The organism is Rhizobium sp. SRI_017, from assembly GCF_057586295.1.
Map to the genome: position 1 here is coordinate 406,032 of NZ_JBYCZP010000003.1, position 23,677 is coordinate 429,708.

21 protein-coding genes and 1 tRNA gene are annotated in these 23,677 nt (G+C 60.0%); 15 read left to right on the top strand and 7 right to left on the bottom strand.

All coding sequences use genetic code 11. From position 1 onward, the window contains the following. The first annotated feature begins 1 nt into the window (after position 1). Positions 2-505: a GNAT family N-acetyltransferase gene (locus AC2YI2_RS09655; protein WP_487386250.1), complete on the top strand. Its 504-nt coding sequence runs from the start codon at positions 2-4 to the stop codon at positions 503-505. 4 nt (positions 506-509) lie between these two features. On the opposite strand, the gene AC2YI2_RS09660 is transcribed toward AC2YI2_RS09655, so the two are convergent. After that, positions 510-1,070: an SIS domain-containing protein gene (locus tag AC2YI2_RS09660; RefSeq protein ID WP_487386251.1), complete on the bottom strand. Its 561-nt coding sequence runs from the start codon at positions 1,068-1,070 to the stop codon at positions 510-512. A 274-nt stretch (positions 1,071-1,344) separates the two neighbouring features. On the opposite strand from AC2YI2_RS09660, the gene AC2YI2_RS09665 reads away from it, so the two are divergent. The 3 genes from AC2YI2_RS09665 to AC2YI2_RS09675 all read left to right on the top strand — a co-directional run bounded on the left by AC2YI2_RS09665 (position 1,345) and on the right by AC2YI2_RS09675 (position 2,720). Continuing rightward, complete coding sequence (locus tag AC2YI2_RS09665; protein ID WP_487386252.1) at positions 1,345-1,740, top strand: NADH:ubiquinone oxidoreductase subunit NDUFA12; 396 nt, start codon at positions 1,345-1,347, stop codon at positions 1,738-1,740. Between the two features lie 113 nt (positions 1,741-1,853). Then, on the top strand, positions 1,854-2,258 hold the full coding sequence (locus AC2YI2_RS09670) for a DUF2155 domain-containing protein (protein ID WP_487386359.1): 405 nt from the start codon (positions 1,854-1,856) through the stop codon (positions 2,256-2,258). 90 nt (positions 2,259-2,348) lie between these two features. Further along, positions 2,349-2,720: a hypothetical protein gene (locus AC2YI2_RS09675; protein WP_487386253.1), complete on the top strand. Its 372-nt coding sequence runs from the start codon at positions 2,349-2,351 to the stop codon at positions 2,718-2,720. A gap of 7 nt (positions 2,721-2,727) precedes the next feature. On the opposite strand, the gene aat is transcribed toward AC2YI2_RS09675, so the two are convergent. From aat to AC2YI2_RS09705, 6 genes are all read right to left on the bottom strand, one after another. Beyond that, the gene (aat, locus tag AC2YI2_RS09680; RefSeq protein WP_487386254.1) at positions 2,728-3,351 is read right to left on the bottom strand and encodes a leucyl/phenylalanyl-tRNA--protein transferase; all 624 of its coding nucleotides are present in this window, start codon (positions 3,349-3,351) and stop codon (positions 2,728-2,730) included. A gap of 9 nt (positions 3,352-3,360) precedes the next feature. After that, on the bottom strand, positions 3,361-4,713 hold the full coding sequence (gene accC / locus AC2YI2_RS09685; RefSeq protein WP_487386255.1) for an acetyl-CoA carboxylase biotin carboxylase subunit: 1,353 nt from the start codon (positions 4,711-4,713) through the stop codon (positions 3,361-3,363). 4 nt (positions 4,714-4,717) lie between these two features. Further along, positions 4,718-5,197 (bottom strand): acetyl-CoA carboxylase biotin carboxyl carrier protein, encoded by a 480-nt coding sequence (gene accB / locus AC2YI2_RS09690; RefSeq protein WP_487386256.1) that lies wholly within the window; start codon positions 5,195-5,197, stop codon positions 4,718-4,720. 24 nt (positions 5,198-5,221) lie between these two features. Then, positions 5,222-5,659 (bottom strand): type II 3-dehydroquinate dehydratase, encoded by a 438-nt coding sequence (gene aroQ, locus AC2YI2_RS09695; protein WP_487386257.1) that lies wholly within the window; start codon positions 5,657-5,659, stop codon positions 5,222-5,224. A 151-nt stretch (positions 5,660-5,810) separates the two neighbouring features. Continuing rightward, positions 5,811-6,560 carry a DsbA family protein gene (locus tag AC2YI2_RS09700; RefSeq protein WP_487386258.1) on the bottom strand — a complete coding sequence of 250 codons (750 nt, stop codon included), beginning with the start codon at positions 6,558-6,560 and terminating at the stop codon, positions 5,811-5,813. Between the two features lie 194 nt (positions 6,561-6,754). Next, entirely contained in the window at positions 6,755-9,601 is a 2,847-nt protein-coding gene (locus AC2YI2_RS09705; RefSeq protein ID WP_487386259.1) for an Rne/Rng family ribonuclease, read from the bottom strand. A gap of 726 nt (positions 9,602-10,327) precedes the next feature. Here AC2YI2_RS09705 and AC2YI2_RS09710 point away from each other — a divergent pair. From AC2YI2_RS09710 to rpoB, 11 genes are all read left to right on the top strand, one after another. After that, positions 10,328-11,581 (top strand): N-acetylmuramoyl-L-alanine amidase, encoded by a 1,254-nt coding sequence (locus AC2YI2_RS09710; RefSeq protein ID WP_487386360.1) that lies wholly within the window; start codon positions 10,328-10,330, stop codon positions 11,579-11,581. 163 nt (positions 11,582-11,744) lie between these two features. After that, on the top strand, positions 11,745-14,198 hold the full coding sequence (locus AC2YI2_RS09715; RefSeq protein ID WP_487386260.1) for a penicillin-binding protein 1A: 2,454 nt from the start codon (positions 11,745-11,747) through the stop codon (positions 14,196-14,198). A 96-nt stretch (positions 14,199-14,294) separates the two neighbouring features. Beyond that, a protein-coding gene (gene prfB, locus AC2YI2_RS09720; protein ID WP_487386261.1) for a peptide chain release factor 2 occupies positions 14,295-15,426 on the top strand; the annotation gives its coding sequence in 2 pieces (ribosomal slippage) (positions 14,295-14,363 and positions 14,365-15,426; 1,131 coding nt in all). A 133-nt stretch (positions 15,427-15,559) separates the two neighbouring features. Beyond that, positions 15,560-15,635 (top strand) — tRNA-Trp (locus tag AC2YI2_RS09725). A 175-nt stretch (positions 15,636-15,810) separates the two neighbouring features. After that, positions 15,811-16,008, top strand: a complete 198-nt coding sequence (secE, locus tag AC2YI2_RS09730) for a preprotein translocase subunit SecE (RefSeq protein ID WP_487386262.1) — start codon at positions 15,811-15,813, stop codon at positions 16,006-16,008. Positions 16,009-16,024: 16 nt separating this feature from the next. Beyond that, on the top strand, positions 16,025-16,555 hold the full coding sequence (gene nusG / locus AC2YI2_RS09735; RefSeq protein ID WP_487386263.1) for a transcription termination/antitermination protein NusG: 531 nt from the start codon (positions 16,025-16,027) through the stop codon (positions 16,553-16,555). 198 nt (positions 16,556-16,753) lie between these two features. Next, on the top strand, positions 16,754-17,185 hold the full coding sequence (gene rplK / locus AC2YI2_RS09740; protein ID WP_487386264.1) for a 50S ribosomal protein L11: 432 nt from the start codon (positions 16,754-16,756) through the stop codon (positions 17,183-17,185). Between the two features lie 5 nt (positions 17,186-17,190). After that, a complete protein-coding gene (rplA, locus tag AC2YI2_RS09745) occupies positions 17,191-17,886 on the top strand; it encodes a 50S ribosomal protein L1 (protein ID WP_487386265.1) in 696 nt (231 codons plus the stop codon). 333 nt (positions 17,887-18,219) lie between these two features. Continuing rightward, entirely contained in the window at positions 18,220-18,738 is a 519-nt protein-coding gene (rplJ, locus tag AC2YI2_RS09750; protein WP_487386361.1) for a 50S ribosomal protein L10, read from the top strand. A 59-nt stretch (positions 18,739-18,797) separates the two neighbouring features. After that, positions 18,798-19,175, top strand: coding sequence for a 50S ribosomal protein L7/L12 (gene rplL / locus AC2YI2_RS09755; RefSeq protein WP_487386266.1), 378 nt, complete (start codon positions 18,798-18,800; stop codon positions 19,173-19,175). Positions 19,176-19,438: 263 nt separating this feature from the next. Further along, positions 19,439-23,575, top strand: a complete 4,137-nt coding sequence (gene rpoB / locus AC2YI2_RS09760) for a DNA-directed RNA polymerase subunit beta (protein WP_487386267.1) — start codon at positions 19,439-19,441, stop codon at positions 23,573-23,575. The last annotated feature ends 102 nt before the right edge of the window (positions 23,576-23,677 follow it).

A 23,677-nucleotide genomic window follows, 5' to 3' on the forward strand; every position in this document is an offset into this window, starting at 1 on the left:
GGTGTTCTTCGTTCGCTCAGCCTCCCCCGCCGATCTGCAGAAGGTCTCAGACCTGTTGGGTCGCAGCTGGCATGCGACCTATGACGCGCTCTACGGCGCCGACAAGGTGGCGGAGCTTACGGTGAGCTGGCATGGCGTGCCGGCTCTCAAGGAACGGCTGGCACGCCCCGACTCCGAGTTCGTCGTGGCCGATGATGGCAGGAGCATCGGCGGCATGGCCTATGCCGCGATGGACAAGGATGAAACCGACGTCGTCAATCTGCATCAGCTCTATGTCGAGCCGGATCTGCTGGGGCAGGGCATCGGCCGTGATCTCTTCGCCGAGGTCGAGACATGCTTCCCGGCCGCCAAGCGGATGCGCCTCGAGGTCGAGCCTCAGAATGAGCGCGCGGTGCGCTTCTATGCCGGTCTCGGCTTCCATGAGGTGGGCTGGACGAAGAACTGCGGCGCCGACCAGTCGGGTATTCCGGCCATGATCATGGAAAAGACGCTCAGCTTTCCCTGAAATCTCACTCCAGATTGGTGTGCCGGGCGCGCATGCTCTCGGCTGTTTCGCCAAGGCGCTCTTTCAGCATCATCACCAAGATCTCGCAAAGCAGGAACTGCGCGCCTTCAAAGAGGCTGCCCATCGGCAGGAAGGATGTCGGGGCCGACTGGTCGCGCGCCATGGTTTGGGCCGGGATCACAAGTGTGAAATCCGACGACTTCGTGACCTGCGAGCCGGGCTCTGCGGTGAAGCAGGCGGTGTTGGCGCCGGCGTTGCGTGCCACGGCGAGCAAGGCCTCGACGGTCGAGAGGTAGCCCGGACCGGCGCTGACCAGCAGAAGATCGCCGGGACCGACCGGCGGCGTCGTCATGTCGGCGACCATGTGGACATCCAGCCCCAAATGATAGAGCCGCATGCACAGTGCCCGCATCATCAGGCTCTCGCGCCCGCAGCCGTATAGCACAACACGCTTCGACACGGCGATCAACTCGACCAATTCGCCGAGCCTGGTTTCATCGATGCCGCGGAGGCACGTTCCGAGTTCGTCGAGCGCCCGCCCGACACCTTCCGTCAGCAGGTTCATATCAATTCTCGAGTTGCGGTTTGGCTTCGGGGTCGTGGATCTGAACGGCGGTGCATTCCAAAATGGTTCTGATCAAAGCTGTCATGAAACTCCCCGAGACGGATAGGCTCGACCCCGACCAGGAGGATGGTTTCCGCATGCGGCGAATGCAAGCGGGATTTCCTCGGCGCTGCGTCAATTGTTGTCTGGACAAGGGCAGGCGGGCGCGGCATAAGCGAGGCGATAGCTCACGGAATCTCCGCGCATTCAGTCCTTGTTTCGAGGCCATCTAGACATGAAGCTTCTGCTGCAACTCTTCACCTGGTGGAACGGTCAGACGATCGGAACGCGCTTCTTCACTTGGCGCCACGGCAAGCGCGTCGGCGAAGACGAGTTTGGCAATATCTATTACGAAGGCCCGATGTCGACCTATGGCCTGCAGAAGCGCTGGGTTGTCTATAACGGTTATGCCGAAGCGTCCGCGATTCCGCCCGGCTGGCATGGCTGGATGCATCACCGCACCAGCACCCCGCCGAGCCGCGAAGACTACAAGCCGCATGAATGGGAGAAGGCGCACAAGCCGAACCTCACCGGCACATCGACGGCCTACCGCCCCAAGGGCTCGTTGCTATCAAGCGGTGAACGGCCGCGTGTGACGGGCGATTATGATGCGTGGACGCCGCGCAGCTGACGCTTTTTGCGGCCACAATTGATCCTTACCGGTTGGCGGATCGGATTCGGCCAACCTCGGAAACAGCGTCAATGATCCCTTCTCTCTTCGCCCGACTGACGAGGCCCGCCTTGATGCTCTGCGTCGCGGGCATTTCCGTTGTCGGCGTCGTGCTTCCGGCACAGGCGGAGAAAGTCAAGAATCCCGTGGCCGTTTTTTCCGGCCTCGACAAGATCACCGGTCGAACGACGTCCTTCGATGTCTATATCGATGAGACCGTGCAGTTCGGAGCGCTGCAGGTAACACCCAAGGTCTGCTACTCCAGAGACGATACCGAAGCACAGAAAATCTCGAGCTTCGTCGAAGTCGACGAGATCACGCTCGACCGCAAGATCCGCCGTATCTTCACAGGCTGGATGTTTGCCGCGTCGCCCGGCCTTAATGCCGTGGATCACCCGGTCTATGACGTTTGGCTCACAGGCTGCAAGCAGTCGTCTGACGTACCGGCGCCGTCGGAGACCAAATCCGAGAGCCAGTGATACCGCGGTAGCAACGTGTTCACGCTAAATGTGTGAAACGATGCCGATCTTGCCCCGAAGCGATTGGGGCCACGACAATCGGAGTTGACCATGCGCGGTGCCCTTCTTTTCGTCACGTTGCTCGGCTCGTTGTTTGCAAGCCAAGCCGCGGCGGAGAAGCTGGCGCTTGACGTAGATGCCATGAAGGTCAGCATCTTTCCAACTAACCAAAAGGCAATGCTCACGATTACCCTGACGCCGGAAAGCGAGGCTGCCGCCGCCGAGTTCAATCGTCTCCGTGGTGACGAGCCGATAACGGTGCGGTTGGGAGACGAACCGCTGATCATGTCCATTGATGGCGGCAGGATCATCGAGGGCAAGATCAAGGTTGGCGGCGATTTGACTTACAGGGTCGTTCGCCAGATGAAGCGCGATATAGAATCCGGTAAGCGCACGCTCTTCCTCGAAGGCAGCGACAAATAGCGATCGATCATCTAGGGTCGAAGTCGATATCTTCGGCCTGCATCGCCTTTTCCAGCAGTTTCTCATAATCCTTGCGCGGAATGTCGACTGCGCCAAAGGTCTTGAGGTGGTCGGTGGTGAACTGCGTGTCTAGGAGCGTAAATTTCCGCTCCTTCAGCCGTTCCACCAAATGGACGAGGCAGATCTTGGAGGCATCGGTCCGGCGCGAAAACATGCTCTCGCCGAAGAAGGCCGAGCCGAGCGAGACGCCGTAGAGACCGCCGACCAGTTCCTCGCCTTCCCATGCCTCCACCGAATGAGTGTAGCCCATGCGATGCAGTTCCTTGTAGATCGTGAGGATCAGCGGGTTGATCCAGGTCGTCGGGCGATCATCGGTCGCTTCGGCGCAGAACTCCATGACCTTGTCGAAGGCCTTGTTGATTGTGATGTCAAAGGGCTTTTGGCGAAGCTTTTTTGCCAGGCTCTTGGAGATGTGGAACTCGTCGAGCGGAATGATGCCGCGGATCTTGGGCTGGACCCAATAGACCTCCGGATCGTCGGCCGATTCCGCCATCGGAAACATGCCTGCCGCATAGGCGCGCAGCAGGATTTCGGGCGTGATGGCGGGCTGCTCTCCGACATAGCGCGCCATCACGAACCTTTAGACAGTCGGGCCGGCCAGATAATGTTCCAGCCAGTGGATGTCGTAGTCGCCATTGGCGATATCAGGGTTGGTCACGAGATCCTGGAAGAGTGGCAGCGTCGTCTTGATGCCATCGATGACGAACTCGTCGAGCACGCGGCGTAGACGCATCATGCATTCGACGCGGGTGCGGCCGTGGACAATCAACTTGCCGATCAGGCTGTCGTAATAGGGCGGAATGCGATAGCCGGCATAGGCGCCGGAATCGACGCGGACGCCGAGGCCGCCGGGTGCATGGAAATGCGTGATCGTGCCGGGCGAGGGGACGAAGGTCCGGGGATCCTCGGCATTGATGCGGCACTCGATCGCATGGCCCTGGAACTCGATCTCCTCCTGCCTGACTGACAGTCCACCGCCGGAGGCGACGCGGATCTGCTCGTGGACGAGGTCGATGCCGGTGATGGCCTCGGTCACGGGATGCTCGACCTGCAAGCGGGTGTTCATCTCGATGAAATAGAACTCGCCATTCTCGTAGAGGAACTCGACCGTGCCGGCGCCGCGATATTTGAGCTTCTTCATCGCCTCGGCGCAGATCTGGCCGATATTCATGCGCTGTTCGACATTGAGCGCCGGGGAATTGGCTTCTTCCCAGATCTTCTGGTGGCGACGCTGCAGCGAGCAATCGCGCTCACCGAGATGGATCGCATTGCCCGCGCCGTCGCCGAACACCTGGATCTCGATATGGCGCGGCTTGCCGAGATATTTTTCCATGTAGACGGAGTCGTTGCCGAAGGCGTTGGCCGCTTCGGACCGGGCGGTGTTGAAGGCCTCCAGCAAGTCATCTTCCGACTTGGCGACCTTCATGCCGCGGCCGCCGCCACCGGCAGTCGCCTTGATGAGGACCGGGTAGCCGATTTCCTTTGCCGTCTTGATCGCGTCCGCCTCGGTCAGCACTTCGCCGGCCGAGCCGGGGACCACCGGAATGCCGAGATCCTGCGCGGTCTGCTTGGCGGTGATCTTGTCGCCCATGATGCGGATGTGATCCGCTGTCGGGCCGATGAAGGTGATGCCATGCGCATCGAGGATGTCGGCGAACTTGGCATTCTCGGAGAGGAAGCCATAGCCGGGATGGACGGCATCCGCGCCGGTGATCTCGCAGGCCGCGACGATCTGGTGGATGTTGAGATAGCTGTCGCGCGAGGGCGGTGGGCCGATGCAGACGCTCTCGTCGGCAAGGCGGACGTGCATGGCGTCGGAATCCGCGGTCGAATGGACAGCCACGGTCGCGATGCCGAGTTCCTTGCAGGCGCGGAGCACCCGGAGCGCGATCTCGCCTCTGTTGGCTATGAGGATCTTCTGGAGCATGGGCATCCGCCTACTCGATGACCAGCAGGGGTTCGCCGAATTCGACGGGCGACGAATCGGAGACCATGATCGCGGTGACCTTGCCGGAGCGCGGCGCCGGAATCTGGTTCATCGTCTTCATCGCCTCGATGATCAGAACCGTCTGGCCTTCCTTGACCGTCTGGCCAACTTCGACGAAGGCCGGGCTGCCCGGAGCGGGGGAATAGTAGCAGGTGCCGACCATGGGCGAGGTCAAAGTGAAACCGCTGACGACAGGGGCGGCCTCGGGCGCGGCCGGCTGGGCTACAGCGGCTGCAGCGCCGGGATAGGCTGGCGGTGCCATGGCGTGAATCATTTGCGGAGCATAGGCCGGCTGGGCCGGACCCATGCGCGACACGCGGATGCGCAGATCGTCCTGCTCGACTTCGATCTCGGTCAGATCCGTGTCTTTCAGGATGTTGGCGAGGTCTCTGATCAGAGCTTGATCGATGCCCGTCTTCTTGTCAGCCATTCCAAAATGTCCTGATGTTTCCTGTTATTGGATAAGTTCGTTGGCAGCCCGGAGTGCCAGGATATAGGAATGCGCTCCGAAACCGCAGATAATTCCCTTCACGGCAGGAGCGGTCCACGTCTTGTGGCGAAACTCCTCCCGGGCGTGAATGTTCGAGAGGTGCAGTTCGATGACCGGCTTCGAGATGGCACGGATCGCATCATGCAACGCGATCGACGTATGGCCATAGGCGCCCGGATTGATGCAGACCGCTTCGGCGCGATCATTGGCTTCATGCAGCCAGTCGACGAGTACACCTTCATGATTGGTTTGACGAAAATCGACCGTGATGCCGAGTTCCGCTCCGGCTTCCTTGCAGTCCGCCTCGATGTCCGCGAGTGTCTTGCCCCCATAAATTCCCGGCTCCCGCTTCCCCAGCATATTGAGGTTCGGGCCGTTCAGGACGAAAACTGTTCGAGTCATCAACTCATTCCGTATTCACGCAATCCCCTCCTATAGACCGGTGGAACCGTCAGGGAAAGGGGTGAATGGACGGGCAAATTATGGCCGGGGCCGGTGCGAGGCCTTGTCCACAGGCAATGCCCGTTCCCATGTCAAAGCAGGTTCCAGCGGATCAACAGGTGGTCTTGCCGCACTGGCGGACGCTGGCGATCTTCTGGCTCAACTCGCTCTCGCCGACGGCGCCGAAAACGGCCTCGTCGCCCAGGACGTAGGAGGGGGTGCCGGTGATGCCGAGCTTCGTGGCGAGCTGGTAGGCGGCGCGCACGCTATCATCCTGCGGAGCTTCCGCCATGTTGGCGCGGATCTGCTCCTCTGTTACGCCGAGCGACTTCGCGACCTCGATGGCGCGAGCCTCGTTGGCATGTTCGCCAGTCATCAGCGCGCGATGGAACTCGCCGTATTTCTGCGGTGCAATATTCTTGAAAGCGAATGAGACTTTGTGAGCGTCAACCGAATCCTGACCGAGGATCGGGAATTCCTTGAGCACGAAACGGACATCCGGATTGGCCTTGATGATCGCGTCCATGTCCGAGACGGCGCGCTTGCAGTAGCCGCAATTGTAATCGAAGAACTCGACCACGGTGGTCTTGCCCTGCAGATTGCCGAGCGCCATGTCGCTGGAACCATTGAAGATCGCCTCGGCATTTTCTTTGACTGCAACCCGGGCCTGCGCCATGCGCTCCTCGGCCTGCTTCTTTTCGAGGGCCTGCTGTACCTCGACAATAACGTCCGGATTGGCGAGCAGATATTCGCGGACGATCTTGCCTATCTCCTCCTTTTCGCCCTGGTCAAAGGCCTGGGCGCCGCCAGCGATCGCGACGATCGACAGGGCGGTTGCTGCAAACAGCGACTTGAATTTCATGACTTATTCCTCGAACGAAGCAGGCGTTTGTTTCTAATCCCTCTATCATGGCAGAAGGAAGGTGACGAAACAGAAAATGGCGTGAATGTTGTGCCTCTCGGCATTGTGAAAAGTTCGGCCTGGCACACATGAAAAGGACCCGGCTGGCGGGTCCCTCACACTATCACTTAAGGCCGATCAACGCCTTAACGGCATCAAAGAAACCCCCGTTTTTGCCACCAACCGCCCTTCTTGGGCTTGCTGGTATCCTCTTCGGGCGCGTTGGCGCTGGAGGAAACGACAACTGGCTTGGACGAACTGATCGCAGCCTCGCCGCGGTTGGAGCGACGGCGCGTCTGTGGCTCGGCTTCCTCGGCTGCGACAACGTCTGCTGCTACCGGTTCAGCGGGGGCGACGGCGGCAGGCGCTTCCGTGGCGGGCGCTTTTTCAGCCACCTTAGCGATGACGGCTTCCTTGGTCTGGCCCTTACGTGAACGGCGCTTCCGCGGCGAGTCTTCGACGACTTCAGGTTCGGTCGTACCCTTGTCACCCGCATCGCTATCCGGCGTCAGTTCGACAACCGCAGAGGACTCCGTATCGGCGGCCTGGACCACACCGTCGGTATCGTTCTCCGACTGTGTATCGGCAGCACCTTCCTCGCGATTGCGGCGACCGCCTCGCTTGCCGCGACGGCGGCGCTTGCGGCTTTCACTGTCTTCAGCTGGCGCAGCAGCCTGACCGTCCGCGCCTTCGGCCTCCGTACCCTCGGCGTCGCTATCGTCCTCGTCCTCGTCTTCCATGTCTTCGGACGCGGAAGCTGAGATGTCCTCGCTCGTCTGCGGTCCACCGCCCTCGGCACCGCGATTGCCACCACGACGGCGGCGACGGCGCTTCTTCTTGCGGGCGCCGTTGTCGTCGCGGGCGGCGACCGGCTGCTGTTGGGGGGCGGCAGCGACCGGCTTTGCTTCTTCTTCCTCGTCTTCGTCCTCGATGACGGGAATGTCTTCTTCTTCCTCTTCCTCGACCGGGAAGGCGACCAACTGCTCGACCTTCACCGGGTTCTCGACGGCTTCGCCGCGCTCGATGGTGAAGTGCTGGGCACCGACCGTGGTGTCGGACTCGATGACGATGGAGACGCCGAAACGGCCCTCGTAATCGACGATCGAAGCACGCTTCTGGTTCAGCAGGTAGAGCGCCGTGTCGGGCTGGGTATGGACGATAATGTCGTGGGTCGTGCTCTTGAGCAGGAACTCCTCGACGCCGCGCAGAACATGCAGCCCCACTGAAGACTGCGAGCGGACGTGGCCGGTGCCACCGCAATGGGCGCAGACCTGCATCGTGCTCTCGAGCACAGAGGCGCGAATTCGCTGGCGCGACATTTCGAGCAGGCCGAAATGCGAGATGCGGCCGACCTGGATACGGGCACGATCGTTCTTGAGATGATCCTTGAGACGCTTCTCGACATGGCGGTTGTTCCGCTTTTCTTCCATGTCGATGAAGTCAATGACGATCAGGCCGGCAAGGTCGCGCAGGCGCAGCTGGCGCGCGACTTCCTCGGCCGCTTCCAGATTGGTCTGAAGCGCCGTGTCTTCAATGGAATGTTCACGGGTCGAGCGGCCGGAGTTGACGTCTACGGCGACCAGCGCTTCGGTCTGGTTGATGATGATGTAGCCGCCGGACTTCAGCGTCACCTGCGGCTGCAGCATGCGGTCGAGCTGCGCTTCGATGCCGGCGCGGGAGAAGATCGGATGGATGTCGCGATAGGCCTGCACCGCCTTGGCGTGGCTCGGCATCAGCATCTTCATGAAGTCCTTGGCTTCACGATAGCCTTCTTCACCTGCGACCAGAATCTCGCTGATATCCTTGTTATAAAGGTCGCGGATCGAGCGCTTGATCAACGAGCCTTCCTCATAGACGAGGCAGGGCGCGGTCGAGGCGAGCGTCTTGGTCCGGACGTTTTCCCAGAGGCGCATCAAATATTCGAAATCGCGCTTGACTTCGGCCTTGGTGCGATTGGCGCCAGCGGTGCGCAGGATGACGCCCATGCCGTTCGGCACTTCGAGATCGCGAGCGATTTCCTTAAGACGTTTGCGATCCTGCGGGCTGGTGATCTTGCGGGAAATGCCGCCGCCGCGCGCGGTGTTCGGCATCAGAACCGAATAACGACCGGCGAGCGAGAGATACGTCGTCAGCGCCGCGCCCTTGTTGCCGCGTTCTTCCTTGGCGACCTGCACGAGCAGGATCTGGCGGCGCTTGATGACTTCCTGGATGCGATACTGCTTGCGCGGCTTGCGCTGCACACGGTCCGGAACCTCTTCCATCGCGTCTTCGGCGCCGACAGACTCGATGACTTCCTGCTCTTCGTGCGGATCGTCGTCGTCATCGTCATCGTCGCGACCCCGACGGGGGGCATCTTCGGAAACCGAGTCGATATGGGCGACCATTGCCATGGCCGGCGGCGTCGAGCCGTCGTCGCTGTCTTCAGACGTCTCGTTCGCAGCTTCAGCGGCCTTCGGCTTCTTAGCGCGGGGCGCGCGGGGTTTACGGGCCTTCTTCGCCGGCTCGGCCGGCACGTCTTCGGCGACATTTGCCGCTTCGACAGGAGCCTCTTCGGCTTTGTTTGGTTCCGCAGCGGCCGGCGGCGTTTCACCCTGCCAGGCTTCGATCACCGGCTGTGGCGCATCTTCCTGTGTCTGGTCGGACGAGACCGGCCATTCTTCGCGGGCCTGGGCCGGCGCGGGGCTGACGGGTTCGAAATCGTCGTCACGACGATGTTCTTCCGCTTCGGCCCTCAGCAGCGCCTGGCGATCGGCGAGCGGGATCTGGTAGTAGTCGGGATGGATTTCGGCGAAGGCCAGAAAGCCATGCCGGTTGCCGCCGTAGTCGACGAAAGCGGCCTGCAGCGAAGGTTCGACGCGCGTGACTTTCGCCAGATAGATATTGCCGCGGATCTGCTTCTTGTGCTGCGACTCGAAGTCGAATTCTTCTATGCGGTTGCCGCGTACGACAACGACGCGCGTCTCCTCTGCGTGAGACGCGTCAATGAGCATCTTGTCTGCCATGTAAATTCTGCTCCTCGGCCATAGGCGCGTGACAGCCGCGCTTCATCCTGGGGATGAAGACGGGAGCGCAAGCGGATAGGGCCGATTATTTCAGGTCTCGCGGGAAGCAGGCTGATATCACACAGGACGCGGCAGGAACCCGGATCAATGGTCCGTTCCTTCAATGCCGCGACTAACGAAATTCCTTGTGACAACGCCCTGTACCAGCGAGAAAGCCAATGTCCAAGGCCCCGGAGGGCCCAATGAATTTGCCCGAGAGTCGGGCGCTCAGCGGCAAGCCGCCAGGTCTAGTCACATGAGGCCCGGCCTCATGATGGAGAAAGCATGGGGTGAGCACGTGCCAACGGCAGATGATGTCGCAAACATGGCGCCAATCTAAAGTTGCAGATGGCGGCCTCCTAGCGACTCTAATCCCGTCATCGCCTTTCACCTCAATTTCCTTCTATGGTTTATCTTGTTGAATATCAAGTGGTGACGCAAATCCGTCACATTGCTGATCAAGTGCATGGGAAAGAGCTGCGAAACCATTGATTTTTCTCGACATGGCCTTGGCGCACACGGCGTGTTTTGCGACAGGACTTGCCATCCGGTCGCCGAATCAGGTTGACCCGCCTCTGATGCAAAATGCGTGGCGGCCCAAAGCTGCCCGAAATTGAGCGCAATCCTCAGGGATGGGGATCGTGTGGACCGAACTGCGGAGGCGAGGTGGCGGCAAATTCGCGACAGATGAACTGGAGATATGGCGGGCTCCTCGGGAACCTCGGCCTTGTCCTGCTCGTGGCAACCTTCGTCTGCAGTGAGTTCGGCTTTGGCAAGAGCGCTCATGCGCAGGAATCACTCAAGCCTCTCATCGCCTATGCTGCCCGGATCGCGGGCGACGATGCCCGCACCCGCATCGTCATCGATTTCGATCGCAAGCCGGAATTTCAGCTGCATTACACGGCCGATCCCAACCGGCTGATTATCGATCTTCCCGATACCGATTTCGGCTTCAACAAAGACGATCTTGCTGCGACCGGACTCTTCAGCGAAATCCGCTACGGCCGGATGGGCGAGGGCGCATCACGCATCGTGATGACGCTCAAGCGACCAGCGCACGCGGTATTGTCAGAGGTCCAGGAGAACGGCCCGGGACAGGGCTTCCGCTTGGTCGTCGATTGCGAAGTGGTGAAGACGGAGGCCTTTGTCGAACTTCTCAACAAGCAGCAGTGGATGGGTTCCGAGAAGGTTGCCGGCGGCAAGACCGACCGTCTCAGTGCAAAGCAGGACAAGACGCCGGACAACGGCTTCGTCGTCGCTGTCGATGCCGGCCATGGCGGCATCGATGCCGGGGCCAAGGGAACGGTCACAGAGGTGGAAGAAAAGACGATCACACTCGAATTCGCTACCCTCCTCGTCGAGCGCTTGAACAAGGAACAGGGTATCCGCGCGTTCTTGGTGCGTGACAAGGACGAGTTCATCTCGCTGTCGGAGCGCGTGGTGATCGCGCGTCAGCGCGGCGCCCAGCTCTTTATCTCCCTCCATGCCGATACGCTGCGACAGAAGGACATTCGCGGCGCCACGGTCTATACGATTTCGGACAAGGCATCAGACGCCCTAGCCGCGGGACTGGCGGAACGCGAAAATCTTTCCGACGACATAGCCGGCATCCAGATCGAAGACGAATCGTCGGAGATAACTGATATCCTGCTCGATCTTACCCGACGGGAGACACAGGCTTTCTCCATCCGCATGGCCGAAACCGTGCTCGAATCCTTCGAGGGGCAGATCGGCCTGATCAACAATCCATTGCGGCATGCCGGCTTCCGCGTGCTACAGGCGCCCGACGTGCCATCGGTTCTGCTCGAGCTCGGCTTTCTCTCCAATCCGAAGGATGAGGCGCTGCTGACAGACGAGAAATGGCGCAAGAAAGTGGCTGATCTGCTGGCCAAGTCCGTCGGCCAGTATATGGAAAGCGCAGGCGTGGCGCGCGGCGGATAGGTTGGGCGGCGGCATTTGCCGCAGCTTGTGGCCTGAATGCTACGAACCGGCCCTATTTTCCTCACATTCCCGCCAGTATGGACGTATCACGTAGGCCGCAAATTCGGTATAGGTCGAATCCGGCTCGGAAGGCAGCGGCGGGAAGATCCCGCGGAAGAGTTCAATGATAAGACTGATCGGCTACTTCTTCGGTTTGGGCACCGTGCTCTATCTCGGCGTGGCGCTCGTGGTGTCCGCCTATCTGGATGAAGTGACGCGGGATCTACCGGACTATCAGGTGCTCGAACGCTATTCGCCGCCGGTCATGACGCGCGTGCATGCCGATGACGGTTCGCTGATCGCCGAATACGCCCATGAACGCCGGCTGTATCTGCCGATCCAGACCATTCCCGATCGCGTCAAGGCCGCTTTCCTCTCCGCCGAAGACAAGAACTTCTACCAGCATCCCGGCGTAGACTTCCAAGGCCTGGTCCGCGCCATTGCCGTCAACGTCCAGAACGTGGGCTCAGGCCGCCGCCCGGTGGGCGCTTCGACGATCACGCAGCAGGTGGCCAAGAACTTCCTGTTGACGAAAGACCAGACGATGGACCGCAAGGTCAAGGAAGCTATCCTCGCCTTCCGCATCGAGCAGGCCTATTCGAAGGATCGAATTCTCGAACTCTATCTCAACGAAATCTTCTTCGGCCTCAATTCCTACGGCATTGCCAGTGCCTCGCTGACCTATTTCAATAAGCCGGTGACCGAGCTGACGATTTCGGAGGCCGCTTATCTCGCAGCGCTCCCCAAGGCGCCGTCAAACTACAACCCGTTCCGCAATCACGATGCAGCGATGGAGCGCCGCAACTGGGTCGTCGACCGGATGGTCGAGAACGGCTACGTGACGCAGGAAGATGGTGACAAGGCCAAGAAATCAGATCTTGGCGTCAATCCGAAGAAGTCGAACTCCTATCTCTTCGCATCGGAATATTTCGCCAGCGAAGTGCGCCGCCAGATCATCGACAAATACGGCGAAGAAGCGCTGTCCGAAGGTGGACTTTCGGTCCGCACATCGCTCAATCCGGCGCTGCAGCGATTCGCGCGCAAGGCACTCCAGGATGGTCTCATCAATTATGATGAGACGCGTGGATTCCATGGTCTGATTTCGACGATCGATACAGGTTCGGACTGGGGTGTGCCGCTCTCCAAGGTGATGCCCTTGGCCGACGTGCCGGAATGGAAGCTTGCCGTTGTGCTCGCTACCGATGAGGAAGGTGTCGATATCGGCATCCGGCCAACGGTTGATACTGCGGGCAAGATCGACGAAGCGCGTGTGACCGGTCGCATCGCGGCCAAGGCCATGAAATGGGCCTACCGTTCGGCGTCCGCCGACAAGAAATCTGCCAAGAACCCGACCGGCGTGCTCAATAGCGGCGACGTCGTCTATGTCGAGCCGATCGCTGACGAGCCTGGCGCCTACCGGCTGCGCCAACCGCCGAAGGTTCAGGGCGGCTTTGTCGCGATGGACCCGCATACCGGCCGCGTTCTGGCCATGGTTGGCGGCTTCTCCTACAACCAGTCCGAATTCAACCGCGCCACGCAGGCGATGCGCCAGCCCGGCTCGTCGTTCAAGCCCTTTGTCTACGCAGCCGCGCTCGACAACGGCTATACGCCGGCTTCTGTGGTCCTTGACGCGCCCATCGAGATCGTTTCGGGGGGCACCGTCTGGCGGCCGCAGAACTATGGCGGCGGCGCCTCCGGCCCCTCCACGCTGCGCCTCGGCATCGAGAAGTCGCGTAACCTGATGACCGTTCGCCTTGCCAATGACATGGGCATGAATGTCGTGGCTGAATATGCCGAACGCTTTGGTATCTATGACAAGATGCAGCCGGTACTCTCGATGTCGCTCGGTTCGGGCGAGACGACGGTGCTGCGCATGGTCTCAGCCTATTCGGTGCTCGCCAATGGCGGCAAGCAGATCAAGCCGACACTCATCGACCGCATCCAGGACCGCTACGGCAAGACGATCTTCAAGCATGAGGAAAGCATCTGCCAGGCCTGCAACGCGGACGACTGGACCGAACAGGACGAGCCGGAAGTGGTCGACAACCGCGAACAGGTTCTGGACCCTATGACCGCCTATCAGATCACGTCAATGATGCAGGGCGTCATCCTGCGCGGCACGGCCGCAGGCAAGATCAAGCTCGAGAGCGATGTCGCCGGCAAGACCGGCACGACCAACGACGAAAAGGACACCTGGTTCGTCGGCTATACGCCTGATCTTGTGGCTGGCCTCTATATCGGCTTCGACGATCCCAAGCCGCTCGGCCGCGGCGCCACCGGTGGTTCGCTGGCCGCGCCGCTGTTCAACACATTCATGCAGGCTGCGCTGAAGGATCAGAAGCCGTCGAAATTCATCCTTCCCGAAGGCATGAAGCTGATTGCCGTCAATCGTCAGACGGGCATGCAGGCCGTCGAAGGCGAGGGCGGCACGATCATGGAAGCCTTCAAGCCCGGTACTGGCCCGGCCGACGTCTTCTCCGTCATCGGCGGCGAGGAATTCGCATCGCCCGAGGAAATCCTCAATTCCTCGCAACAGGCCAAGGAAGCCGTTGAAGGCGGGCAGGGCGGGCTGTTCTAGTTCACCCTTTCAGCCAGGCCGATCAGTGAAACGCGACTTTACATAACGCCGGGCAGTCACTATTGACGGGCCCGGTTTGGCATATGGAATGGCAGAATGCGCAACGAAATCGTGAATGTGGTCGACGAAATCAAGCAGGGCATAACCCTGCTGAGGAGGCATCTTTGACTGGGATCAGGCTGTAAGGCGCCTGGACTGGCTCAACAACAAGTCCGAAGATCCGAATCTCTGGAATGATCCGCAGGAAGCGCAGAAGCTGATGCGCGAGCGCCAGCAGCTTGAAGACAGCATTTCCGGCGTGCGCAAGTTCGAGACGGATCTCCAGGAGAATGTCGATCTCATCGAACTCGGCGAGATGGAAGGCGACCAGGAGATCATTCAAGTTGCCGAGGAATCGCTCAAGTCCATGCTGTCAGAGGTCAACCGGCAGCAGGTCGAAGCCATGCTCTCCGGCGAGGCCGACAGCAACGACACCTATCTCGAAGTGCATTCGGGCGCCGGCGGCACCGAGAGCCAGGACTGGGCCAACATGCTGCTGCGCATGTATACCCGCTGGTCCGAGCGCCAGGGCTACAAGGTCGAAGTGCTGGAAATGCATGACGGCGAAGAAGCCGGCATCAAGTCGGCGACCATCCAGGTCAAGGGCCACAATGCCTATGGCTGGCTGAAGACTGAGTCGGGTGTCCACCGCCTTGTGCGCATTTCGCCCTATGATTCGAATGCGCGACGGCACACGTCCTTCTCCTCAATATGGGTTTATCCCGTTGTTGACGACTCGATCAACATCGACATCAACGAGAGTGATTGCCGTATCGATACTTATCGTGCCTCCGGCTCCGGCGGACAGCACATCAATACGACCGACTCGGCGGTGCGCATCACCCACATTCCCACGGGAATCGCGGTGGCGTGCCAGCAGGAGCGTTCGCAGCACAAGAACAAGGCCAAGGCTTGGGAGATGCTGCGTTCAAGGCTCTATGAGGCCGAGCTCGAGAAGCGCGAGGCGGCGGCCAATGCAGAAGCTGCGTCCAAGACCGATATCGGCTGGGGTCATCAGATTCGTTCCTATGTCATGCAGCCGTACCAGATGGTGAAGGACCTGCGTACAGGTGTCGAAAGCTCGGCACCCAATGACGTGCTCGACGGGGACATCAGTCAGTTCATGGAAGCCGCATTGGCACACCGCATCAGCGGCAAGGCCGATGCCGTGACCGACGACCTGACGTAAACGTTTCGTTTCGGCAATGAATGACACGCTCATTTTCTTGCCAAAAGATGCTTGTCTTTTTGGGGCAGATTGAATAACAAGCGCGGAGAATTGCTGTTCGGGTCTGTCTTGTGTGGGTCCGGATGGCAGGCGAAGGGGTATAGCTCAGTTGGTAGAGCGGCGGTCTCCAAAACCGCAGGTCGTAAGTTCGAGCCTTACTGCCCCTGCCAGTTCACAAACAGCCAATGTTGGATAGCGCGCTCGACGCGGCTCTCCGGCGTTGAAAAAAGCTCCAGTTTGCTCTTGTTAAAAGGGGAATCGGAGTTTATGTAGAGCAAAAATCAGACACGCGGTGCGTGGGGCTGGCCGGTCCAGCTTTACGCGCCGATATGGCGTGAGCAGTCAATGGCATCGAAAACGAATCCGTTCACGTTTCTGCAGCAGGTCCGCTCGGAGACGTCAAAAGTGACTTGGCCCACGCGGCGTGAGACGATGATCTCCACCGCTATGGTGTTCATCATGGCGGGTCTCGCAGCCGCGTTTTTCTTTCTGGCCGACATGGCGATGGGTTGGGCGATCGGCCTGATCCTCAACGCTTTTTAATAGAGCGGAGACGAACATGGCTGCGCGCTGGTACATCGTCCACGCTTATTCGAATTTCGAGAAGAAGGTCGCTGAATCGATCGAAGAGAAGGCTCGCCAGAAGGGCTTGAGCCACCTCTTCGAGAAGATCGTCGTACCGACCGAGAAGGTTGTCGAAATCCGCCGCGGCCGCAAGGTCGACAGCGAACGCAAATTCTTCCCGGGCTATGTGATGGTGCGCGCCAACCTGACGGACGAAGCCTATCACCTGATCAAGAACACGCCGAAGGTCACGGGCTTCCTGGGCTCCGAATCGCGGCCGGTTCCGATCCCGGATATCGAAGCCGAGCGGATTCTCAACCAGATCCAGGACGGCGTCGAGCATCCCAAGCCCTCGGTCTCTTTCGAGATCGGCGAACAGGTTCGGGTCGCCGACGGCCCCTTCGCTTCGTTCAACGGCATCGTCCAGGATGTCGACGAGGAGCGCTCGCGCCTCAAGGTCGAAGTCTCGATCTTCGGCCGTGCGACGCCGGTGGAGTTGGAATACGGTCAGGTCGAAAAGGTCTGACAAAGGCTTGGCGGCGCTTCTGCCGCCATAACCCGCGTGGAAGGCATGAAGTCTTAGCCGGACTTCGCAAAATGCCGCACCACGCAACCGCAGCCGCCAGCGTGAAAGCGCTGGCATTCGAGCCGGGAGACCGGCTTTTACCGGTTCCGGACTTCGGTGCATGGCATCGAGGCGAGGGCCGACTTGAAAGGCAGAGAAATGGCTAAGAAAATCGCAGGCCAGCTCAAGTTGCAGGTCAAGGCAGGTTCGGCAAATCCGTCCCCGCCAATCGGCCCCGCACTTGGTCAGCGTGGCATCAATATCATGGAATTCTGCAAGTCGTTCAACGCAGCGACGCAGGAAATGGAAAAGGGTATGCCGATCCCGGTCGTCATCACCTATTACCAGGACAAGTCCTTCACCTTCGCGATGAAGCAGCCGCCGGTGTCCTACTTCCTCAAGAAGGAAGCCAAGATCACCTCCGGTTCGAAGACTCCGGGCAAGGGTGCTTCCGCTGGCAAGCTGACCAAGGCGCAGATCCAGTCGATCGCCGAGGCCAAGATGAAGGATCTCAACGCCGCCGATATCGAAGGCGCAATGGCCATGATCGAGGGCTCCGCCCGCGCCATGGGCCTGACGGTAGAGGGTTGATCGACATGCCGAAGATTGCAAAGCGCATCCAGAAGATTTCCGAAGGCGTCGACCCCAACAAGTCCTACGCTCTCGTCGAAGCCATCAAGATGGTCAAGGAACGGGCCGTTGCCAAGTTCGACGAAACCATCGAGATCGCGATGAATCTCGGTGTTGACCCGCGCCATGCCGACCAGATGGTCCGCGGCGTCGTCAACCTGCCGAACGGCACGGGCAAGAATGTCCGCGTCGCCGTCTTCGCTCGTGGCGCCAAGGCTGATGAAGCCAAGGCTGCCGGTGCCGATATCGTCGGTGCGGAAGACCTTCTCGACATCGTCATGGGCGGCAAGATCGAATTCGATCGCTGCATCGCCACCCCTGACATGATGCCGCTTGTCGGCCGCCTCGGTAAGGTTCTCGGCCCTCGCGGCATGATGCCGAACCCGAAGGTTGGCACGGTCACCGTCGACGTCGCTGGTGCCGTCAAGGCATCCAAGGGCGGCGCCGTCGAATTCCGCGTCGAGAAGGCCGGTATCGTCCATGCTGGCGTTGGCAAGGCCTCTTTCGGCGCCGATGCTCTCGAAGCCAACATCAAGGCGTTTGCTGACGCCGTGATCCGGGCCAAGCCCGCTGGTGCCAAGGGCAACTATCTCAAGAAGATCGCCATCTCGTCGACGCAGGGCGCCGGCGTGAAGGTCGATCCGGCCACGATTTCGGCCTGATCCAAGTTTATCGGGAGCCTCGATCGGAGGCTCCCGTTCATGATTTCCCGGCGTAACACCCGGGAAAATGACGGGATACCCCGTCATTCCTGTCCGAGATTGCAGGTGGTTAGACCTTAATCACTTAGCCTGCATGAGACGGGTGAGCACCGGTTTCCGCGGATGAATGTCCGCAAAGAACGGTTCGAACCTAGGATGCCTTGTGTTGTCACGAAAGTGAGGCGCGAGGGGGCAGGATCCTCGAGCGTCGCTTGGGATCACATCCCATGCGGCAAAAGGCAACCCGGCAGGGTTTCAGGGCGATTTCCTGATCCTGCTAAATGGAGTGAGACAGTGGATAGAGCGGAAAAACGCGAATTCGTCTCCGAACTGAACGAAGTCTTCAAGGCTTCCGGCTCAGTGGTCGTGGCGAGCTATTCCGGCGTCACCGTCGCGCAGATGAACGATCTTCGTTCCAAGATGCGCGCACAAGGCGGCACCGTTAAAGTCGCGAAGAACCGCCTGGCCAAGATCGCTCTTCAGGGCACGGAGTCTGAAAAGATCAACAATCTTTTCAAGGGTCAGACGCTCATTTGCTATGCAAATGATCCGATGACGGCTCCGAAGGTCGCTTCTGACTTCGCCAAGACCAACGACAAGCTGGTCATCATCGGCGGAGCCATGGGCACAACGACTCTTGATGCCGAAGGCGTCAAGGCACTGGCGACGCTCCCGTCGCTGGACGAACTGCGTGCAAGGCTCGTGGGTATGATTCAGACCCCGGCTACCCGCATCGCAGGCATCGTTCAGGCGCCGGCAGCTCAGCTGGCTCGCCTTTTCTCGGCATATGCCACGAAGGACGAAGCCGCATAAGGCGGTACTTCGCTGTCAGATTACAAACTCAAGTTCGAACCTAAACAAGGAATACAAAAATGGCTGATCTCGCAAAGATCGTTGAAGACCTCTCGGCCCTTACCGTTCTGGAAGCCGCCGAACTTTCCAAGCTTCTCGAAGAGAAGTGGGGCGTTTCCGCTGCTGCTCCGGTTGCTGTTGCTGCCGCTGGCGGTGGTGCTGCTCCGGCTGCTGCCGTTGAAGAGAAGACTGAATTCGACGTCATTCTCACCGAAGCCGGCGCTAACAAGATCAACGTGATCAAGGAAGTCCGTGCGATCACCGCCCTCGGCCTCAAGGAAGCCAAGGATCTGGTCGACGGCGCTCCGAAGCCCGTTAAGGAAGCTGTGTCCAAGGCTGAAGCCGAAGACATCAAGAAGAAGCTTGAAGCTGCTGGCGCCAAGGTCGAGCTCAAGTAATTCTTGGAAATTACTGACGGGGGGAGGCCGCGTTTTCGCGGTCTCCCACTGTCTGTTTCTAGAGTACCTGTTACCCAAGCGTCTGGAAATCAGACTCTTGGGTAATGGGTTCTTCAAGAGGATGGTTCCCGTCGGGGCGACAAGGCAATCCGGCCTTTCGCTCCGAAAGCGGAACGAGATTGAACGATCCATTGTCGACGGAGCCGCCTGGCCAGCAGGTTCCGTCCATTGCAGGCCCGGATGTAGATTGATAAGGAGCGACGATGGCTCAGACCCTTTCCTTTAATGGTCGTAGGCGCGTACGCAAGTTTTTTGGTAAAATCCCCGAAGTCGCCGAAATGCCGAACCTCATCGAGGTTCAAAAGGCGTCTTATGATCAGTTCCTCATGGTCGACGAACCGGAAGGCGGTCGTCCCGACGAGGGGCTGAACGCTGTTTTCAAGTCCGTGTTCCCGATCACCGACTTCTCGGGCGCGGCGATGCTCGAATTCGTATCCTACGAGTTTGAACCGCCGAAGTTCGACGTCGATGAATGCCGTCAGCGCGATCTGACCTACGCAGCGCCGCTGAAGGTGACGCTGCGCCTCATCGTGTTCGATATCGACGAGGATACCGGTTCCAAGTCCATCAAGGACATTAAGGAACAGTCGGTCTACATGGGCGACATGCCGCTCATGACCAATAACGGTACGTTCATCGTCAACGGCACCGAGCGCGTCATCGTCTCCCAGATGCACCGTTCGCCGGGCGTATTCTTCGACCATGACAAGGGCAAGAGCCACTCGTCCGGCAAGCTGCTCTTTGCTGCCCGCGTGATCCCGTATCGCGGTTCCTGGCTCGACATCGAGTTCGACGCCAAGGACATCGTCTATGCGCGCATTGACCGTCGCCGCAAGATTCCGGCGTCGTCGCTGCTGATGGCGCTCGGCATGGATGGCGAAGAGATCCTGTCGACCTTCTACACGAAGTCGAATTATCAGCGCGACGGCAAGGGCTGGCGCGTACCGTTCAATGCGGAAACGCTGAAGAACACCAAGACCCTCTCCGATCTCATCGATGCCGACAGCGGCGAAGTGGTCGTTGAAAGTGGCAAGAAGCTGACGCCGCGCCTGCTGCGCCAGCTTTCCGACAAGGGTCTCAAGGCGCTGCGTGCGACCGACGAGGATCTCTACGGCAACTATCTGGCCGAAGACATCGTCAATCCGGCGACGGGCGAAATCTATCTCGAAGCGGGCGATGAGCTCGACGAAAAGACTCTGAAGGTTGTCATCGACACGGGTTTCGACGAGATTCCGGTGCTGGACATCGACCATATCAATGTGGGCGCCTACATCCGCAACACGTTGGCTGTCGACAAGAACGAGAACCGTCAGGACGCGCTGTTCGACATCTACCGCGTCATGCGTCCCGGCGAGCCGCCGACGATGGAATCGGCGGAAGCCATGTTCCAGTCGCTGTTCTTCGATGCCGAGCGCTACGACCTTTCGGCCGTCGGCCGCGTCAAGATGAACATGCGTCTCGACCTCGACGTCGCCGACACGGTCCGCGTTCTGCGCAAGGACGACATCCTGGCCGTGGTCCGGATGCTGGTCGACCTGCGTGACGGCAAGGGCGAGATCGATGACATCGACAACCTCGGCAACCGCCGCGTCCGTTCGGTCGGTGAGTTGATGGAGAACCAGTACCGTCTCGGTTTGCTCCGCATGGAGCGTGCGATCAAGGAACGCATGTCCTCGATCGAAATCGATACGGTCATGCCGCAGGATCTGATCAACGCGAAGCCGGCTGCTGCCGCGGTTCGCGAATTCTTCGGCTCTTCGCAGCTCTCGCAGTTCATGGACCAGGTCAACCCGCTCTCGGAAATCACCCACAAGCGCCGTCTGTCGGCTCTTGGACCGGGTGGTCTGACCCGCGAGCGCGCAGGCTTCGAAGTGCGCGACGTGCATCCGACCCACTATGGACGCATCTGCCCGATCGAAACGCCTGAGGGACCGAACATCGGTCTGATCAATTCGCTCGCGACCTTCGCCCGCGTCAATAAGTACGGCTTCATCGAAAGCCCGTACCGCAAGATCGTGGACGGCAAGCTGACGAGCGAAGTGATCTACCTCTCGGCCATGGAAGAAGCGAAGTACTACATCGCCCAGGCCAACTCGGTCATGAACGAAGACGCGACTTTCGGCGAAGAGTTCGTCGTCTGCCGCCATGCGGGCGACGTCATGCTCGCCCCGCGCGACAACATCAACCTCATGGACGTCTCGCCGAAGCAGGTCGTTTCGGTCGCGGCGGCGCTCATTCCGTTCCTCGAGAACGACGACGCCAACCGCGCGCTCATGGGCTCGAACATGCAGCGTCAGGCTGTGCCGCTGCTGCGCGCCGAAGCGCCGTTCGTCGGCACTGGCATGGAGCCGATCGTCGCTCGCGACTCTGGTGCTGCCATCGGTGCCCGCCGCGGCGGCGTGGTCGACCAGGTCGACGCGACGCGTATCGTTATCCGGGCCACCGAAGACCTCGATCCTGGCAAGTCCGGCGTCGATATCTACCGGTTGCAGAAGTACCAGCGCTCCAACCAGAACACCTGCATCAACCAGCGTCCGCTGGTTACCGTTGGTGACATCCTGAACAAGGGCGACATCATTGCCGACGGCCCGTCCACGGACCTTGGCGATCTGGCACTCGGCCGCAACGCGCTCGTCGCGTTCATGCCCTGGAACGGCTACAACTACGAAGACTCGATCCTGCTTTCCGAGCGGATCGTGCGGGACGACGTGTTCACCTCCATCCACATCGAGGAATTCGAAGTGATGGCGCGCGACACCAAGCTTGGTCCGGAAGAAATCACGCGCGACATTCCGAACGTTTCGGAAGAAGCGCTGAAGAATCTCGACGAAGCCGGCATCGTCTATATCGGTGCGGAAGTGCAGCCGGGCGACATCCTGGTCGGCAAGATCACGCCGAAGGGCGAAAGCCCGATGACGCCGGAAGAAAAGCTCCTGCGCGCCATCTTCGGTGAAAAGGCCTCCGACGTTCGCGACACGTCCATGCGCATGCCCCCGGGCACCTATGGCACCGTCGTGGAAGTGCGCGTCTTCAACCGCCACGGCGTGGAAAAGGATGAGCGCGCGATGGCGATCGAGCGCGAGGAAATCGAGCGTCTCGCCAAGGACCGTGATGACGAGCAAGCGATCCTCGACCGCAACGTCTATGGCCGTCTCGCCGAGATGCTCAGGGGCAATGTGGCGATTGCCGGCCCGAAGAGCTTCAAGAAGGGTACGGAACTGAACCAATCCGTCATCACTGAATATCCCCGCTCGCAGTGGTGGATGTTTGCAGTGGAAGACGAGAAGGCACAGGGCGAACTCGAGTCCCTCCGTGGCCAGTACGACGAGTCCAAGTCGCTGCTTGAACAGCGCTTCATGGACAAGGTCGAGAAGGTCCAGCGCGGCGACGAAATGCCTCCCGGCGTCATGAAGATGGTCAAGGTCTTCGTCGCTGTGAAGCGCAAGATCCAGCCGGGCGACAAGATGGCCGGCCGTCACGGCAACAAGGGTGTCGTGTCGCGTATCGTTCCGGTCGAAGACATGCCGTTCCTCGAAGACGGTACCTCGGTCGACGTCGTGCTCAACCCGCTCGGCGTGCCGTCGCGCATGAATGTTGGCCAGATCCTCGAGACGCATCTCGGCTGGGCCTGCGCCGGCATGGGCCGCAAGATCGGTGAGATGATCGAGGCCTACAAGGCTTCGGGCGACATCAAGCCGCTCAAGGCGACCATGACCGACATCATGGGCTCCGGTCCGAAGGCCGAGCGTGTCTCGGAATTCGACGACGAGTCGGTGCTTCGTCTGGCCGAACAGTCCAAGAAGGGCGTTTCGATCGCGACCCCGGTTTTCGACGGTGCGCATGAAGCCGACATCAACACGATGTTGACCCAGGCGGGACTTTCGCAGACCGGTCAGTCGACGCTCTACGACGGCCGTACCGGCGAGACCTTCGACCGTCCGGTGACGGTTGGCTACATCTACATGCTGAAGCTCAACCACCTGGTCGACGATAAGATCCATGCCCGTTCGATTGGTCCGTACTCGCTCGTTACCCAGCAGCCGCTGGGCGGCAAGGCGCAGTTCGGTGGCCAGCGCTTCGGCGAAATGGAAGTCTGGGCGCTCGAGGCATACGGCGCAGCCTACACGCTGCAGGAAATGCTCACCGTCAAGTCGGACGACGTGGCGGGCCGCACCAAGGTCTACGAGGCGATCGTCCGTGGCGACGACACGTTCGAGGCCGGTATCCCCGAGAGCTTCAACGTTCTCGTCAAGGAAATGCGGTCGCTGGGCCTTTCCGTCGAGCTCGAGAACACGGTGATCGAAGACGCCGCTGCCGAGCTGCCGGATGCGGCCGAGTAGGCAACATTACATAGCCCGCGCGTTGCCAAAGCGCGCGGGTGCCCCACCGGTTCCTTAGGCTGACCGGGCGATGGGAATGAGCCGCGATCGCGGCAAGAGCAT